Consider the following 16250-nt stretch of genomic DNA (forward strand, 5'->3'; position numbering starts at 1 on the left):
GTGTAAAGCTGTTTCCCGAAGGGCTCACTTGCCCGAAAAAGCACCCGTCAGGACCAATCAGGCCGCCGTAAAACAATCTGTAACATTGACCGGCTAACGATGGACGAGCGACATTTTGCGTTGCAAAATGATTCCTTTCCAATCCGGGGCTTGATGATGTTTCAGTACGATCTCGTTGTGGTGGGTAGCGGTCCCGCAGGGCGCCGCGGCGCGATCCAGGCTGCGAAACTCGGCAAGAAAGTGCTCGTCATCGAGCAGGGCAAACGCGTCGGCGGCGTGTCGGTCCACACCGGCACAATTCCCTCGAAGACGCTGCGCGAGACTGCGCTCAACCTTTCCGGCTGGCGTGAACGCGGCTTTTACGGGCGGGCCTACCGCGTCAAGCAGGAGATTAGCGCCGAAGACCTGCGTCGTCGCCTGCTGATCACCCTCGACCATGAGGTCGAGGTGCTGGAGCACCAGTTCGCCCGCAACCGCGTACAGCATATTCGCGGCAAGGCGAGTTTCATCGATGCGTCGACGCTGCAAGTGATCAAGGATGACGGCGAGACCACGCAGGTCACCGGCGCCAGCGTGCTGCTTGCCGTCGGCACAAAGCCGTTCCGCCCCGATTACATCCCCTTCGACGGCAAGACCGTTCTCGACAGCGACGAACTGCTCGACATACAGGACTTGCCGCGATCGATGGTCGTCATCGGCGCCGGCGTCATCGGCATCGAATATGCGACGATCTTCAGCGCGCTCGACACCGCCGTCACCGTCATCGACCCGAAGGCGACGATGCTCGACTTCATCGACAAGGAAATCATCGAGGATTTTACCTACCAGCTGCGCGACCGCAACATGAAGCTGCTGCTCGGCCAGAAGGCCGACAAGGTGGAGACGCTTGAAAACGGCAAGGTCGAGCTGACGCTCGACAGTGGCCGGCGCCTGACGACCGACATGGTGCTGTTCGCCGCCGGCCGCATGGGCGCGACCGACACGCTGAACCTTCCCGCCATCGGCCTCGAAGCCGACAGCCGCGGCCGTCTCAAGGTCAATCCGGAAACGTTCCAGACATCGGTTGCCAACGTCTATGCTGCCGGCGACGTCGTCGGCTTTCCGAGCCTTGCCTCTACCTCGATGGAACAGGGCCGCATCGCCGCCCGCGTCGCAATCGGCGCGGTCGCCAAGGAACCGCCGAAATATTTCCCCTACGGCATCTATGCCGTGCCGGAGATTTCGACCTGCGGCCTGACCGAAGAAGAGATGAAGGAGCGTGGCATTCCCTATGAATGCGGCATCGCCCGCTTCCGCGAAACCTCGCGCGGTCACATCATGGGCCTCGACACCGGGCTTCTGAAGCTGATCTTCTCGCTGAAGACGCGACGCCTGCTCGGCGTGCATATCGTCGGCGAAGGCGCCACCGAACTGGTGCATATTGGCCAGGCCGTGCTTAATCTCAAAGGGACCGTCGAATATTTCGTCGAGAACACCTTCAACTATCCGACGCTCGCCGAAGCCTACAAGATCGCCGGCCTCGATGCCTGGAACCGGATGGGCGACATCAAGTCGGAGCTCTAAAGTCCGTCGCATCGTCGAGGGAACTGCCGTCTAGAGCAATTCCAAGAAAAGTGTGAAGCGGTTTTCCGTCCGGAATTGCGTAAAAACAAAAGGATAGAGCGGTTCTGCGCTTCCGCTAAAAAGCTGAACCGCTCTAAGTCCGGCCGCCAAAACGGAGCCGTATCGTGTTGCGCATCATTTCATTGAACGCATGGGGCGGTAGGCTGCACGAGGCCTTGATTACCACGTCACCGAGGCAGATCCGGATGTGCTGTGCCTGCAGGAGGTTTTGCGCGCACCCGGCACCCGCTCAGGCTGGTCGATCTATCGGGATGGTGATGTCGAGTTGCCGCAGCGCTTCAATCTCTTTACCGAGATCAGCACCGCCCTGCCCCGGCCACGATGGCTTCTTCTGCCCGACATCGAGAGGCGAACTCTTCGACGGCGATACCGCCATCGTCGCCGAATTCGGGCTGGCGACTTTCGTGCGCAAAACGCATTCCGTCATCGCCCAAGGGCTGGACTTCGTGCATGGCCGTTTTTCCGCTGATGGCTGGGGCGAACATCCGCGGCAGCGAAACGCCCATTGCATCCGTCTCTTCAGCCATGAGCACACTTCTACCTTGACCATCGCCCACATGCATGGCCTGCGCGATCCCGCAGGCAAGGGCGACACCCCGGCGCGCGACGACCAGGCCGTAGCACTGGTAAAGCTCATTGAGCGCGTCTGGCCCGGCGACGAAGGGCTCGTCGTCTGCGGCGATTTCAACGTGCTGCCTGACAGCGCGACCTTTGCGATTCTCGCCAGGCTCGGGCTTTCCGATCTCGTCACCGGAAACGGCCTTGTAGACACGCGAACCTCCTACTATTTGAAGCAGGGCCGCTTTGCCGACTACATGCTAGTTACACCGGGGGTGAATGTTGCCAAATTCGAAGTGGTCGACGCACCCGAGATCTCCGACCACCGCGCATTGCTGCTCGATCTCGGGTAGTATATTGAGGAATGATAAGTTGCGCGAAGCGTTTGCGCGACGTGCCGTGTTTTTACGCCTTAGTTTGAACCCTCATAAATGGCATTGATATGCCGTGCCTGATATATGCCTTCAACGCCATTTTGCCCTCGGGCAAAAGCTTCTAAAGAAAGATAGATACTCTTGTCCCATGTCTTGGAAGCTCCGCGCAGACGTTTTCAGCTGATCCTGATCAAGCCGTCGCATTATGACGATGACGGCTACGTCATCCGCTGGTGGCGGGCGATGATCCCCTCCAATTCGCTGGCGGCGCTCTACGGCATTGCCGCCGAATGCGCCGAGCGCAAGGTGCTCGGAGACGATACGGCGATCGACATCACCGTGATCGACGAGACCAACACGCGAATCGATGTCGCCGGACTGCTGGCGCAGTTCAAGCGTCACGACAATTTCGGCATGATCGCGCTCGTCGGCGTCCAGACCAACCAATATCCGCGCGCCCTTGATATCGCCCGTCCCTTCCGCGATGCCGGGCTGCCGGTTTCGATCGGCGGCTTCCATGTTTCCGGCTGCCTGTCGATGCTGGACGGCAAGGCGGTCGGGCTCGACGCCTGCCGCGACATGGGCATCTCAATGTTTGCCGGCGAGGCCGAGGGCCGGCTCGACATGGTGCTGCGCGATGCCGCCGCCGGCGAGCTGAAGCCGCTCTATAATTTCATGAACGACCTTCCCGGCATCGGCGGCACGCCGGTTCCCTTCCTGCCGAAGGACAATATCCAGCGCACGCTCGGGCTCAGCACCAGCTTCGATGCCGGGCGTGGCTGTCCCTATCAGTGCTCGTTCTGCACCATCATCAACGTGCAGGGACGCAAGTCACGCTTCCGTTCGGCCGACGACGTCGAAAAGCTGGTGCGGATGAACTGGGCCCAGGGCATCCACAAATTCTTCATCACCGACGACAATTTCGCCCGCAACAAGGATTGGGAAGCGATCTTCGACCGGTTGATCGAACTCAAGGAGCGGGACGGCATTCCGCTGGGCCTGATGATCCAGGTCGATACGCTCTGCCACAAGATCCCTAATTTCATCGAGAAATCCCGGCGCGCCGGCGTCACCCGCGTCTTCATCGGCCTCGAAAACGTCAATCCGGACAATCTGACCGCCGCCAAGAAGAACCAGAACAAGATCACCGAATATCGCAAGATGCTGCTCGCCTGGAAGGCACAGGGCATCATGACGCTTGCCGGTTATATCCTGGGCTTCCCTGCCGATACGCCGGAATCGATCCGCCGCGACATCGCAATCATCCAGGACGAGCTGCCGCTCGACGTCATCGAATTCTTCATCCTGACGCCGCTGCCCGGCTCCGAGGACCATCAGGTCCTGTGGAAGAAGGGCATCGAGATGGATGCCGATCTCAACATCTATGATGTCGAGCACGTCTGCACCGCGCATCCCAAAATGAGCAAGCAGGAATGGGAAGACATCTACCACGAGGCCTGGGCCCTCTATTATTCGCCCAAACACATGAAGACGCTGCTGCGCCGCGCCGTGGCGACCGGGGTACCGCTCGCAAGGCTCGTCAAGGTTCTCGTCTCCTTCGCCACCACCGTGCCGCTGGAAAACGTGCATCCGCTGCAAAGCGGCCTGCTGCGCCTGAAGACGCCGTCGGAGCGTCGCCCGGACCTGCCGCGCGAGAATCCGCTGGTCTTCTGGCCGCGCTTTGCCTGGGAAACCTTCCGCAAACATGCTTCGCTCGCCGGCACGATCATTGGCCTGACGATTTCGGCGTTCTTGATTTCAAGGGACGCGAAGTCGAAGACCTATATGGACCAGGCTCTGACGCCGGTCGCCGACGACGAAGAGGAAACGCTCCACCTCTTCACACAGACCGCCGGCGGCGCCGCAGCCGTGAGCCATGTCAGGAAAGTCGCGCAACTGACAGCGCATTGAGCAGTAATTCTTGAACGGCTGCTAACGCCCGAACACATGGGCGGCATCAAACTCCAAGCCAATGCATGGCGCTAAAGCGCCTCGCATGAATCAAGTTTGCCAACGCGCTTTGAAGGCTCCGACCTTGGCGGCCGTTTAAGAGACTTGGATCATCTTGGTCGTCTCGGCCACTTGCAGCGTGTCGACGAATTCGACGATCTTAACCGGTTTCCCATCTCGGAAATGGATCTGGTCGACGAATTCCGTATGGAAGCTCACGCCCGATGGGATGTGCCTGACCTCGCCTTCGCGGTGGGCAAAGACCATCTGCTCATCTTCGTCCACATAGATGCCGGCCGTCCTGACATTCGATAGATCCCACACTGTGATAAGCTGCGTTATCGCTTGGCGAAAAGCATGCCCGCTCGATTCAGTCGAAAAAGGCGCCAGCCGTGTATTGCCGACCATGCGGAAGGTGCAATCCTCGCCGATCAGCGCCAACGTGCCCTCGATGTCGCCGCGGTCACGCACCGTATAGATTTCTTCCACGAGCTTCTTCATGTCATGTTTTGAAGTCATTTTCAGGTCCTCCCACCATGCGCGAAATCTGCATCGAATTATACTTCAATGCAACTCTTTGTTGTTGCGGTTGAACGCAACGCGATAGTGGAGAGTCAGCGAGAATGAACTGACCGGGATAATGGAAAAGGCCCCGCACGATGGCGAGGCCTTCAAAACTTCTGAACTGAAAAGCGATTATTCGGCGCTTTCGTCAGCTGCCTTCTTTTTCGGAGCAGCCTTCTTCTTCGGTGCGGCTTCTTCGCCTTCACCTGCGTCAGCTGCTTCGGCCTTGGCGGCAGCCTTCTTCTTCGGTGCGGCCTTCTTGGCCTCGGTCTTCGCTTCGCCTTCTTCCTCGGCAAGCAGCTCTTCCTTCGTCACCTTCTTGTCGGTGACGTCGATTTCGGTCAGCAGGTGATCGATGACCTTCTCTTCGAAGATTGGTGCACGGATCGAAGCGGCGGCACCCGGCTGGCTGCGGAAGAATTCGAGGATCTGCTTTTCCTGGCCCGGATACTGTCGCAACTGATCGTAGATGGCACGCTGCATCTCGTCTTCGCTGACTTCGACGCCGGCCTTTTCGCCGATTTCGGAGAGAACGAGACCGAGGCGAACGCGGCGCTCGGCGAGCGTCTTGTATTCCTCGCGAGCCTTTTCCTCGGTCGTGTCTTCGTCCTCGAAGGTCTTGCCGGACTGGGCGAGGTCGTTGTTCACCTGGCTCCAGATGCCGTTATATTCGGCTTCGACGAGCGAATTCGGGGTCTCGAACTTGTACATCTCGTCGAGTTGGTCGAGGATCTGACGCTTCAGCTTCTGGCGGGTCAGCGAACCGTACTGCGATTCGATCTGGCCACGGACGATTTCCTTGAGACGATCAGCGGATTCGATTCCGAGCTTGGAGGCGAGTTCGTCGTTGATCTCGACATCGGCAGGTGCGGCGACCTCCTTGACGGTGACGTCAAAGGTCGCTTCCTTGCCGGCGAGGTTCTTGGCCGGGTAGTCGGCCGGGAAGGTCACGGTGATGGTTTTCTCGTCGCCGGCCTTGGCGCCGACGAGCTGGTCTTCGAAGCCCGGAATGAAGCGGCCGGAACCGAGCACCAGCTCGGCGCCCTGGTCGGTGCCGCCTTCGAAGGCTTCGCCGTCAACCTTGCCGACATAATCCATGGTGATGCGGTCGCCGTTCGCGGCCTTGCCGGTCTTGGTCTCGTAGGCGCGGGCGCTTTCGGCGACCTTCAGGACCTGCTCGTTGACTTCGTCGTCCGAGATGTCGATGACTTCGCGCGTGACCTTGATGCCTTTGACCGACTTCAGTTCGATCGGCGGCAGAACTTCATAGGAGAGCGTGAATTCGAAATCCTGCTCGGCAGCGAGGATCTTGTCGGCTTCGTCCTTGTCTTCCGTCATGGCGATTTCCGGCTGCGTGGCCGACTTCTCGCCGCGGCTGGACAGGATGGCGGCCGGCTGCTCGCGGACGATCTCGTTGACGAGGTCGGCCATGATCGACTTGCCGTAGACCTTCTTCAGGTGAGCAGCGGGTACCTTGCCCGGACGGAAACCGTTGATGCGAACCTTGTCCTTCACATCGGCAAGACGCTCATTCATCTTGTCTTGCATGTCCTTGGCCGGGATAACGACCTTGATTTCGCGCTTCAGCCCTTCAGCGAGCGTTTCGATAACCTGCATGTCTTCCTACCTTCATTTCGTGGCGGCCGTGCCCAGACGCCGTTCGTTTCGATGAGCACGACGCCGGCGATCCTGCCGCGCGTGGCTTTTCCCAATTCCTGTATCATTCCGCCCAAAAGGGGAACGGCACTCGCGTCCGGGTATTCGGGACAACTTTCGGCTGCCCTAGGCCAACCGATTTCAGTCTCCCGCCTGCAAACAGCTTGGTGCGGGTAGAGAGACTTGAACTCCCACGCCTTGCGGCACCAGAACCTAAATCTGGCGTGTCTACCAATTTCACCATACCCGCGTTCACAAAACCGCATGCCTATGCCTGCGCATGAGGCCTTCCGGAGCGCGGCGTCTCTATATCACCCGATTTGGTCGAGGCAAAGGAAAAATGAACGGCAAATGACAGGGGACTTGCTGCCCTGGAGCCGCGCTCCTGCGAAGTGCCGTCGGATCAGTAAAGCGGCTCGTCGTAAACGGGCTTGCCGTCAACCAGAAGGCTGCGGATCTGTGCGCTTCCATCAGGGGAGATACGCACTGCGATGGCGACGTTGCCGTCATTGCGGGCCTCCTCGATCGGCTTGCCCTCGCCTTCAGGAACGTAGTAGCGCTCAATGCCGTATTCGACACGCATGCTGTCGCCGGCGGCAAGGCCGCCACTATAAAATGGCTGGCTGCGCAGGATCACGGTCTCCGGCTGCGGAGGCAGTTCGTGAAAGGACGATTCGGTCACCGTCCAGAAACCGTCCTCCTGCTTCTTCAACCGGACCCATAGCACCCGCTCGCCGGCCTCGGCCGGAATGCCGCCGGAAACCGTCTGCACCGGCACCGAGGAAATGTCGTAGCTCAAGACGACATAGTCGCCGCGCAGGAAATCGCGCGGATCGACGGGCGCCGTCTTCAGCAGCACCTCAGCGCCATCGCTGAGGATCGACGCCCGGCTCTGGATGATCGTGCCGAGGATAAGGGTCTGCAGACCGGCGACGATAATGGCCGAAAGCAGGTAGCCCCTGCCGGATTGCAGTTTTGCCATGAACGAGTTCATGCCCGCTCCCCCTGTGCATTCGCCGAAAAACGCCGTTCAAGACGGATGACCATCCAGGCGACAAGTGCCACCACGAGGCCGGAGAAGAGGAAGAGGCTCGACGTGCCGAGGATCGAGCCGACGGTGACGGAGGCGAGATAGAGCATCTCCGCGGCAAAGGTTGCGTAGGCGAGATATCGCACCGCGCCATTATCCCTGCCACGCAGGACGATTGCCAGCACGGAAGCGGCAAGCGTCGCCACTCCGAGCACCACCAGCCCCCAGCCGTCCTCGATCTCGATATGCAGCAGCAGGAAGCCGATTACGGCGACGAGGAAGCTGTAGAAGGCAGGAGCCGCACCTGCGCTTCTGACCAAGGAGGCAATAGGCCGGAGCGGCAACGCCGTCAGGACGAAGGCCGCCATGCCGCCGATCGCAAAGGCAAGCGCCACGGCGATCTCCTCATAAAGAGTATAGAGCCAGGCAAGCCAGCCGATCAGCAGCAGATAGGCCAGGTGGCGGGCCCGCTCGGCGCCGGTATAGCGCACCAACCCGATGACGATCACCGCCATGACGGGCGCCATCCAGGGATCGAACCCTATCCAATGCGTATCGTAATTCTCAAGATAGACGGCAAACGACGCCCAGGAGAGGAAGCCGGCGACAACGGCCACGGCGCCCGAACGGAACAGGATCGCCGAGATCGTCGCAATCGCGAACCACAGATACATCACCGTCTGCTCGTCGCCGGAGAGGTGATACATCTGCCCGACCAGCGAGATGGCGCCGCCGAAACTCATCGCGCCGATGACCAGCAAGCCGCCTGCGGCGGCTGTCGCACCGCGGGCAAGCATCCGGGCGGCGGCAATATGCACCACCCAGATCAGGGCAAGGATGCCCCCCACGCGCACCAGGCGCGGGATGGCCTCCCAGTTGGAGGCGACGACCAGCAGGATGGCAGCTGCAAGCAGCACCGCCGCCAGCGCCATCAGCACCCTGCCGAGGCTGAAGCTTGCCGGGCGGCTGTCATATTCGGCGAGAAGCGCGCCTGCCGTTTCCTGCCCGAGCAGGCCCTTGCCCACCCAGAGCGAGAGATCCCGCTCCAATCTGCCACGATACATGCTCAACCCCTCGATTTCCGTAACGCCGACTGCAGCGCTGCGGGCTCACGCCGTTATAGACGCAGCACGGGTGTCCGCAAACGCTCCTGCGACAAATATACAAGTTCCTCATTGGTCTAAATAGTATCGAGTGTTAACCGGCCGCTAACGTCAGAAGCGCTAATATAAGCCTATGGACGGCGAGGTATGCGATCTTTGCATATCCCCCATGAATTTATTGCACTGCACAATACGCATTAGTCATACTATTGATCAACACATCGAGGCACGGGGATGGCGCCCCGGCCCGGCGTCAGCCGAACGCCCGCGGATGCGTTGTCCGTGACGAGATTCGCAGCCGCGCACTCCTCCTCCCAGCGCGCTGCGATAGACTGGCAACACTCCTCCTCCCAGTTGTCAGTCACCATAACACGCCCGCCGGATCCTCCCCCGGCGGGCGTTTTCACTTAGCCAAAGCTACATTAAAGCCTTGGCAGTGAGAGGATTCTCGTCGCGTGGCGCCATCAATGCCGCATTGTCGTCACAGCGCCCACCAACCCTGCGAGAGATGGGCGGCTTCCGATCCGAAACGGAACGCCTCTTTACAGCGGATGGACGGGCGGAACCATCGGAGCAAGCAGCGTTTGTCTGCAGCGGCACCCCTTCGTTCCTCAAAACCAAACTGCTTTCGCAAAAGTGATTCTGCCTATTCGTTGACCAAAAAGCGGTAAGTTTGCGTCAAATACCTCTTAAGCATTGCATACTTCGCATAGGTGATCTGAAAACTTGGCTGTTTTAGTCTTTCGCGTCGCAACATATATTCCGGTCATGAAATAGAGGTCAGCGCCGATCGGTGGCTGCTGGCGGATGAAACCCTCGGAAAGGGGCTTAACATGAACTTCTCTCGCTCTTTCAACAACTGGCGTAAGTATCGTCAGACCGTCACGGAACTCGGCCGCATGACCAACCGCGAATTGCACGATCTCGGCATCGACCGTTCGGACATCCATCGCGTTGCCCGTGAGGCTTCTTCCCGCTAATTCAAGGCGATCGCTGCTCCTCCCAAGCACGATTGTTCTCGATCGAAACGCCCGCTGTACCTACAGCGGGCGTTTTATTTTGTCTTCACGTGTGGCCGCGGCGATTGCATGTTTTTCCGCTTGGTTAGCCCGCTCAAAAAATATCCGCTGCTTAATTGAAGAGCATCATAGTGCACAATTGCATGGCAGACGCCTTTTATTTGCACTGCACAATCGGACAGTTCTCGCCTATATAAACATCAACCGCAGAGAGACAGGCGATCCCGCCGTCCCGCGGACATAGGAAGAAGACAATGAACCCGATCCGCATTGCAAGAAGCTGGCTCAGCTACCGTCGTACGCTCAATGAACTCGGCGGCCTTTCGAACCAGACCCTGTCCGACATCGGCGTTAGCCGCTACGACATCCGGAATATCGCATCCCGCTCGTTCCGCTAATAGCGAGTACGATGCTTCCAAGACGGCGCTCCAGGGCGCCGTTTTTGATTCCAGGGTGTTGGATCGCACCTGCCGACATGATATCAGCCCGGAATGAACACGATCTCTTCCTATTCCCCCATCCACGTCGTCGGCGGCGGGCTTGCCGGTTCGGAAGCCGCCTGGCAGATCGCCAGTTCCGGCGTTCCGGTCATCCTGCATGAAATGCGCGGAGTGCGCGGCACGGATGCGCACAAGACCGACAGTCTTGCCGAACTCGTCTGCTCCAACTCCTTCCGGTCCGATGATGCGACCAGCAATGCCGTCGGCGTCATCCATGCCGAGATGCGCATGGCGGGCTCGCTGATCATGGCCGCTGCCGACCGGTGCCAGGTACCGGCCGGTGGCGCGCTCGCCGTCGATCGCGACGGCTTCTCCGAGGCGGTGACCAAAGCGGTCCATGACCACCCGCTCATCACCGTCGTGCGTGAAGAGATCACCGGCCTGCCGCCAAAGGATTGGGATCTAGCCATCGTCGCCACCGGACCGCTGACGGCACCGTCGCTCGCGAGCGCCATCCAGACGGAAACCGGCGAGGATTCGCTCGCCTTCTTCGACGCTATCGCGCCGATCGTCTATCGCGAGAGCATCGACATGGATATCTGCTGGTATCAGTCGCGCTACGACAAGGTCGGGCCCGGCGGCACCGGCAAGGATTACATCAACTGCCCGATGGACGAGGCGCAGTACAATGCCTTCGTCGACGCGCTGATCGCGGGCGACACGGTCGGCTTCAAGGAATGGGAGGGCACGCCTTATTTCGACGGCTGCCTGCCGATCGAGGTGATGGCCGAACGCGGCCGCGAGACCCTGCGCCACGGGCCGATGAAGCCGATGGGGCTGACGAACGCGCATAATCCGACGGTCAAGGCCTATGCCGTCGTGCAGCTGCGGCAGGACAATGCACTCGGCACGCTCTATAATATGGTCGGCTTCCAGACGAAGCTGAAATATGGCGCGCAGGCGGAAATCTTCCGGATGATCCCGGGTCTGGAAAATGCCGAATTTGCCCGTCTCGGCGGTCTGCACCGCAACACCTATATCAACTCCCCCACCCTGCTCGACCCGTCGCTGACGCTGAAATCGCGGCCCGGCCTGCGCTTTGCCGGACAGATCACCGGCTGCGAGGGTTATGTGGAAAGCGCCAGCGTCGGGCTGATGGCCGGGCGTTTCGCCGCCGCCGAACGCAAGGGTGAGGCGATTTCGCTACCGCCGGCGACGACGGCGCTCGGCTCGCTGCTCGGGCATATTACCGGTGGGCACCTCGTCACCGACGAGGAGCCAGGCAAACGATCGTTCCAGCCGATGAACATCAATTTCGGGCTATTTCCGGAGCTCCAGCCGGGTTCGATCGTCAAGCCTGAAGGCGTCAAGCGCTTCCGCGGCAAGGACAAGACGATCATGAAGCGGCAGCTGATCGCGCGACGCGCGCTTGCCGACTGCGCGGCCTGGCTCGGTCAAGAATCGACGCTTGCCGAAAGCGCCTGACCGGCGTTTTCAAGCGCGTCGCATCGACCCCGGCTCATGCGACCGCTTGACGTCTTTGCTTTTATGCATGTCGTCCTCCCCAAAACCGCTGCACACTTTGGGCGACATACATTACTGCTTGTTCGCCGCCGAAATATTGCCAGGCGGCAGGTCCTTATCCGGCTCGGCGATATAATTGCCGAGCAGCCAGAGCGAAACCTCCGAGGCTTCCTTGGCGGAAGCGAATTCGAAATCGCCGTTGTGATGGGGTGCATCGAGGAAGTCGATCACCAGCCCCCTGCCCGTTTCAGAGCCGACTACTCGCACCCGACCCGGCTCGATCACGTGGCAGGAGAAATGGCGCGACATGTTGCGCATGAAGCCGGCCTTGTTGTCGTGCAGGCGCACAAAGACGGCCTGGCCGTTTGCCGTCGCCTGCAGCTGACGGATCGCCTCGTTCGGAAAGGCACGGCCGAACTCGATGATGGCGAGGCCCGTGTCATGCAGGCCATCTTCCTTGTTCTGTGCGGCCATCCGCGTTGCCACGAAAGCAAAGAAAATGACGATCGCGAAAAGGACGCACCAGACGATAATGCCCACGCCGAGTCTCCGTTCAAAGGGTAGCGGTGGAAGCCTTGTAACGCGCGAGACTTGCGCGAATTTGACCGAGATCAGATTTTTCGGCGTACGGCAGCCAGTCCCATTCGCAACTGGCGACGCCACTGCGGCGGCTGCAGCGGCCGGTCGAGCAGCAAGGCGCCGCGTTTCTGCGCCTTGATGAGCACCGATTCTGCAAGCGTCGCCGGCAGGAAGGCTGGAAAGACGGTCGGCGCAATCGGGCCCGCCGCCCTCGCCTTTGCCAGATGTTCGCGACCGAGGCCGGCGAAGGCCTCGATGGCGGCAGAGATGCGCGGCCTGTCTTCGCCGGCGAGGAAGGCATCGCGGTCGAGACCGGTGGCGGAAAGGATCTGCAGCGGAATATAGATCTGGCCGCGGCGGCGATGCAGCGGCATCAGCAGCAACAGCCCGGCGACCGCCTGGGCGACCCCGGCATGGCCGGCAGCGTCGGCCGAGCGTGCGGCTTCTTCCGGCGAAAGCACCAGGCTTGCGAGCTGAATCAGCGCCGATGCCGTTTCGCCGGCATAGCCTTCAAGCGAAAGACGTGTCTCCATCGGATCGTCATAGAGATCGAACGTACGGGCCTCGATCATGTCGATCAGCGTCTTGCGCGGCAGGCGGTGCGTTTCGATCGCGATCAGCAGGGCTGCGGCGACGGGATTGGCCGCCGTCGAGCCGTGTGCGCTGCCTTCCAGAAGATCGTGCCAATATTGCAGCCGCACCTCACCGGGCAACGGCTCGTGGACGAGATCGCGGATGCGGGCAAGCTCGGCATTGAAGGCGTAAAGAGCTGCGAGCGCGCCGCGCTTTTCCTCCGGCGACAGCAGACAGGCGAGATAGCGGTCGCGATCGCTGTCACGCAGCATCGCCAGGCAGATGTCCTGGTTGGTCGCAATATGCGCTTCAGTCATCGTCAGACCGCAATCAATGCCGCGGCGACGGCGCGCTGCTCAGCGAGCATGATATTGAAGGTGCGCACTGCAGCCCCGGTGCTCATCGGATCGGAGGAGATGCCGCGCGACTTCAGCGCGAGCCTCAATTCCTCGGGCAGACGGCGAAGCTCGGTTCCTGTGCCGACGAGCAGAACCTCGATATCGGCGGCCTCATCCAGCACCCGGCGAAAATTTTCAGGCGACAGCGGTTTCGACATGTCCATGTCCCAGCCATGAATGCCGGAGGGCAGGCAAAGGATCGAGCCGCGATGCGACATGTCGGCAAAACGAAAGCCGCAATTGCCGTATGCATCGATCGGAGCGCGCCCGGGGAAATGCGCGGCGCGGATTTCTATGCCTTTTGCCATGTTTTCAAACCACCGTGCCGGATTTTACACCAGCATCCGTCTTGTTGCTCTCTTCCCCGTCGGGCGCCTCCGGCCGCAGCCGAAAGACGATCAAGACAGGAGCGGCGATATAGATCGAAGAGAAGGTGCCGAGAGCGACGCCGAAGAGCATCGCAAAGGTGAAGGAACGGATGACTTCACCGCCGAAGAGAAAGAGCGCCAGCAAGGCGATCAACGTCGTCGCCGCGGTCAGAACGGTGCGCGACAGCGTCTGATTGATCGACGCATCGATCAGGATCGGCAGCGGCATCTTCTTGTATCGCTTGAGATTTTCGCGCATTCGGTCGTAGACCACGACCGTATCGTTCAGGGAATAACCGACGATAGTCAGCACGGCGGCGATGCTCGTCAGGTTGAACTCGATGCCGGTGAGGACGAAGAGACCGAGCATGATGATGACGTCGTGCAGCGTTGCAACGATGGCGCCGACCGCGAATTGCCATTCGAAGCGGATCCAGATGTAGATCAGGATCGCCGCAAGTGCTGCAAGCACGCCGAGGGTCGCCATCATCGTCAATTCGCCCGAGATGGCAGGGCCGACGACCTCGACGCGGCGGAAATCATAATCATCCTGGAGCTCGCCGCGCACCAGCGTCGCCGCAGACTGCTCGGCGTTCTCGCCGCCGCCCTGGGAAGCGATGCGGATCCGCGCGTTCGCCGGCCCGCCCGTGCGCTCGACGCTGATCTCACCGAGATTGAGATCATTGAGGCGCGAGTGGAGATCGGCAATGTCGGCATTGCCCTGCTTTGCCGTCACCTCGATGAGCGAGCCGCCGGTGAAATCAATGCCGAGATGCAGGCCGACGGTGGCAAAGGCGGCCATGGCGATCAGCGAGATCACCGCCGACGCCGTAAAGACATAACGGCGGATCCCCATGAAGCGGATATTGGCGTGTTCAAAAAGATGGGTCACCACGCTCTTCGGCAGATGCCGGGGATGGCGCCTTCTCAACCAGACGGCAACAATCGAGCGTGTCAGCGTGAAAGCCGTGAAAACGGTCGTCAGGATGCCGACCGCAAGCGTCACCGCGAAACCGCGGATGGATTCGCTGCCGAGGAAGAAGAGGATGATGGCGGCAATGAAGATCGTCACATTGGCATCGACGATCGTGGCGAATGCGCGCGAGAAACCGCGACCGGCGGCCTCTGCAAAGGAATGGGTGGTTTTTTCCTCTTCGCGGATACGCTCATAGATCAGAACGTTCGAGTCGACCGCCATGCCGACGATCAGCACGATGCCGGCAATCCCCGGCAAGGTCAGCGTCGCGCCGGCAAGGCTGAGCACCGCGACGATAAGGATCAGATTGAGGAAGAGCGATGCGACGGCGATGAGGCCGAGGATGCGATAGAGTGCGATCATCAATGCCGCGACCAATACGACGGCGACGAGGCCGGCAACAAGACCGTTGAAGATGGAATCGGCGCCGAATCTCGGGCTGACGCTGCGTTCCTCAACGCTGGTCAGCGTCGCCGGCAAGGCGCCGGCGCGCAGCATGATCGCAAGGTCGCGGACGCCATCCTCGGAGAAGTTTGCAGAAATCCTGCCCTGGCCGCCGGTGATTGCCGCATCGATGATCGGTGACGACATCACCTGGTCGTCGAAGACGATGGCAAGGTGCTTGCCGATATTCTGCCCCGTCGCCTGCGCCAGCCGCTGCGTGCCTTCCGCATCGAGACGATAGGCAATCGAGGTATCCTGCGTCTGTTGATCGACGACAGGCTCGATATCGACCATGTTGCTGCCGGTGATGAAAGCCGTGCGGTCGACGAGGTACGGCACCGGCGGATCGTCGAGCGAATAGAGCACCTGCGATGTCGCCGGCCAGCGGCCGTTCAACGCCTCCTGCCCCGACATGCTTTCGTCGATCAGATGAAAGGAAAGCTTGGCCGGCTGGTTGAGGATGTTCTTCAGCCGCTCAGCATCGACCGATCCCAGCACCTGTACGACGATCCGGTCGGCGCCATCGGGGCGAACGAGGAAATTATCATAGCCGAATCCGGCGATGCGGCGGCCAACGATATCGAGCGAGCGGGTCCGGGCGGAAGCGACATCAGCGGTAATGCCGGCGTCGGAAATCTGCAGCGAGAGCTGCCCCTGGTCGCCTTGTTGCAGCGTGACCTCAGGTCCTGAATGTCCGCCGGCCGTCGTCAAAGGCTTCAGGAGATCGACCGCCGCCTGTGTCTGGGCCGCATCGGTGATCCGGACGGTGACGGTCTGGTCATTGCCGGTCAGCCCGGTATAGCGGATGCCGGCGCCGCGCAGCGCGTTTCGTACATTCGCGACCACCTCTTCCAGGCGGTCCCTGACGACATCGGAACGCTCGACCTTCAGAACGATATGCGAGCCGCCCTGCAGGTCGAGACCAAGCACCACGCGGTCGTGCCGCAGCCAATCCGGCAGGGAGGATCGCTGCGCCTCAGTCAGCAGATTGGGCGCAGCCATGACGATGGCCGCAAACGCAACCAGCCAAATCAGAAGTGTTTTCCAACGGGAAAAATGCAACATTCTCTC

General features: G+C 60.4%; 13 protein-coding genes, 1 tRNA gene and 1 pseudogene. 6 read left to right on the forward strand and 9 right to left on the reverse strand.

Features of this window, described 5'->3' with window-relative positions:
- Nucleotides 1–156: 156 nt before the first annotated feature.
- From sthA to G9X64_RS06030, 3 genes and pseudogenes are all read left to right on the forward strand, one after another.
- A complete protein-coding gene (sthA, locus tag G9X64_RS06020) occupies nucleotides 157–1563 on the forward strand; it encodes a Si-specific NAD(P)(+) transhydrogenase (protein ID WP_168316679.1) in 1407 nt (468 codons plus the stop codon).
- A gap of 167 nt (nucleotides 1564–1730) precedes the next feature.
- Nucleotides 1731–2534 (forward strand): annotated as a pseudogene (locus tag G9X64_RS06025) (endonuclease/exonuclease/phosphatase family protein).
- 162 nt (nucleotides 2535–2696) lie between these two features.
- Entirely contained in the window at nucleotides 2697–4466 is a 1770-nt protein-coding gene (locus tag G9X64_RS06030; RefSeq protein WP_168308686.1) for a B12-binding domain-containing radical SAM protein, read from the forward strand.
- A 135-nt stretch (nucleotides 4467–4601) separates the two neighbouring features.
- Here G9X64_RS06030 and G9X64_RS06035 read toward each other — a convergent pair whose 3' ends face one another.
- The 5 genes from G9X64_RS06035 to G9X64_RS06055 form a co-directional block, all read right to left on the reverse strand.
- Nucleotides 4602–5024 carry a nuclear transport factor 2 family protein gene (locus G9X64_RS06035; protein ID WP_168308685.1) on the reverse strand — a complete coding sequence of 141 codons (423 nt, stop codon included), beginning with the start codon at nucleotides 5022–5024 and terminating at the stop codon, nucleotides 4602–4604.
- Between the two features lie 177 nt (nucleotides 5025–5201).
- Nucleotides 5202–6686, reverse strand: a complete 1485-nt coding sequence (gene tig, locus G9X64_RS06040) for a trigger factor (RefSeq protein ID WP_168308684.1) — start codon at nucleotides 6684–6686, stop codon at nucleotides 5202–5204.
- A gap of 204 nt (nucleotides 6687–6890) precedes the next feature.
- Nucleotides 6891–6975 (reverse strand) — tRNA-Leu (locus tag G9X64_RS06045).
- A 153-nt stretch (nucleotides 6976–7128) separates the two neighbouring features.
- The gene (locus tag G9X64_RS06050) at nucleotides 7129–7719 is read right to left on the reverse strand and encodes a GDYXXLXY domain-containing protein (protein ID WP_168308683.1); all 591 of its coding nucleotides are present in this window, start codon (nucleotides 7717–7719) and stop codon (nucleotides 7129–7131) included.
- Nucleotides 7716–8819: a DUF2157 domain-containing protein gene (locus G9X64_RS06055; protein WP_168308682.1), complete on the reverse strand. Its 1104-nt coding sequence runs from the start codon at nucleotides 8817–8819 to the stop codon at nucleotides 7716–7718. The genes G9X64_RS06050 and G9X64_RS06055 overlap by 4 nt, the downstream gene beginning before the upstream one ends.
- Before the next feature lie 872 nt (nucleotides 8820–9691).
- Here G9X64_RS06055 and G9X64_RS06060 point away from each other — a divergent pair.
- From G9X64_RS06060 to trmFO, 3 genes are all read left to right on the forward strand, one after another.
- Entirely contained in the window at nucleotides 9692–9838 is a 147-nt protein-coding gene (locus G9X64_RS06060; protein WP_010067591.1) for a DUF1127 domain-containing protein, read from the forward strand.
- 293 nt (nucleotides 9839–10131) lie between these two features.
- Nucleotides 10132–10275 (forward strand): DUF1127 domain-containing protein, encoded by a 144-nt coding sequence (locus G9X64_RS06065; RefSeq protein ID WP_003539017.1) that lies wholly within the window; start codon nucleotides 10132–10134, stop codon nucleotides 10273–10275.
- A 93-nt stretch (nucleotides 10276–10368) separates the two neighbouring features.
- Nucleotides 10369–11802, forward strand: coding sequence for a methylenetetrahydrofolate--tRNA-(uracil(54)-C(5))-methyltransferase (FADH(2)-oxidizing) TrmFO (gene trmFO / locus G9X64_RS06070; protein ID WP_168308681.1), 1434 nt, complete (start codon nucleotides 10369–10371; stop codon nucleotides 11800–11802).
- Nucleotides 11803–11913: 111 nt separating this feature from the next.
- Here trmFO and G9X64_RS06075 read toward each other — a convergent pair whose 3' ends face one another.
- The 4 genes from G9X64_RS06075 to secDF form a co-directional block, all read right to left on the reverse strand.
- Nucleotides 11914–12381: a hypothetical protein gene (locus tag G9X64_RS06075; protein ID WP_168308680.1), complete on the reverse strand. Its 468-nt coding sequence runs from the start codon at nucleotides 12379–12381 to the stop codon at nucleotides 11914–11916.
- Between the two features lie 71 nt (nucleotides 12382–12452).
- Nucleotides 12453–13310: a phytoene/squalene synthase family protein gene (locus G9X64_RS06080; RefSeq protein ID WP_168308679.1), complete on the reverse strand. Its 858-nt coding sequence runs from the start codon at nucleotides 13308–13310 to the stop codon at nucleotides 12453–12455.
- Nucleotides 13311–13312: 2 nt separating this feature from the next.
- Entirely contained in the window at nucleotides 13313–13699 is a 387-nt protein-coding gene (locus G9X64_RS06085; protein ID WP_168308678.1) for an Mth938-like domain-containing protein, read from the reverse strand.
- Nucleotides 13700–13703: 4 nt separating this feature from the next.
- Nucleotides 13704–16244 (reverse strand): protein translocase subunit SecDF, encoded by a 2541-nt coding sequence (gene secDF / locus G9X64_RS06090; RefSeq protein ID WP_171376193.1) that lies wholly within the window; start codon nucleotides 16242–16244, stop codon nucleotides 13704–13706.
- Between the last annotated feature and the right edge of the window lie 6 nt (nucleotides 16245–16250).

It is taken from the genome of Rhizobium sophorae, assembly GCF_013087515.1.
GTDB lineage: Bacteria > Pseudomonadota > Alphaproteobacteria > Rhizobiales > Rhizobiaceae > Rhizobium > Rhizobium sophorae.

Bases quoted from the DNA above. Each gene is read 5' to 3' on its own strand.
- sthA (WP_168316679.1), top strand. From the start codon at position 157: ATGTTTCAGTACGATCTCGTTGTGGTGGGTAGCGGTCCCGCAGGGCGC.
- G9X64_RS06035 (WP_168308685.1), bottom strand. From the start codon at position 5,024: ATGACTTCAAAACATGACATGAAGAAGCTCGTGGAAGAAATCTATACG.
- tig (WP_168308684.1), bottom strand. From the start codon at position 6,686: ATGCAGGTTATCGAAACGCTCGCTGAAGGGCTGAAGCGCGAAATCAAG.
- G9X64_RS06050 (WP_168308683.1), bottom strand. From the start codon at position 7,719: ATGAACTCGTTCATGGCAAAACTGCAATCCGGCAGGGGCTACCTGCTT.
- G9X64_RS06055 (WP_168308682.1), bottom strand. From the start codon at position 8,819: ATGTATCGTGGCAGATTGGAGCGGGATCTCTCGCTCTGGGTGGGCAAG.
- G9X64_RS06060 (WP_010067591.1), top strand. From the start codon at position 9,692: ATGAACTTCTCTCGCTCTTTCAACAACTGGCGTAAGTATCGTCAGACC.
- G9X64_RS06065 (WP_003539017.1), top strand. From the start codon at position 10,132: ATGAACCCGATCCGCATTGCAAGAAGCTGGCTCAGCTACCGTCGTACG.
- trmFO (WP_168308681.1), top strand. From the start codon at position 10,369: ATGAACACGATCTCTTCCTATTCCCCCATCCACGTCGTCGGCGGCGGG.
- G9X64_RS06080 (WP_168308679.1), bottom strand. From the start codon at position 13,310: ATGACTGAAGCGCATATTGCGACCAACCAGGACATCTGCCTGGCGATG.
- G9X64_RS06085 (WP_168308678.1), bottom strand. From the start codon at position 13,699: ATGGCAAAAGGCATAGAAATCCGCGCCGCGCATTTCCCCGGGCGCGCT.
- secDF (WP_171376193.1), bottom strand. From the start codon at position 16,244: ATGTTGCATTTTTCCCGTTGGAAAACACTTCTGATTTGGCTGGTTGCG.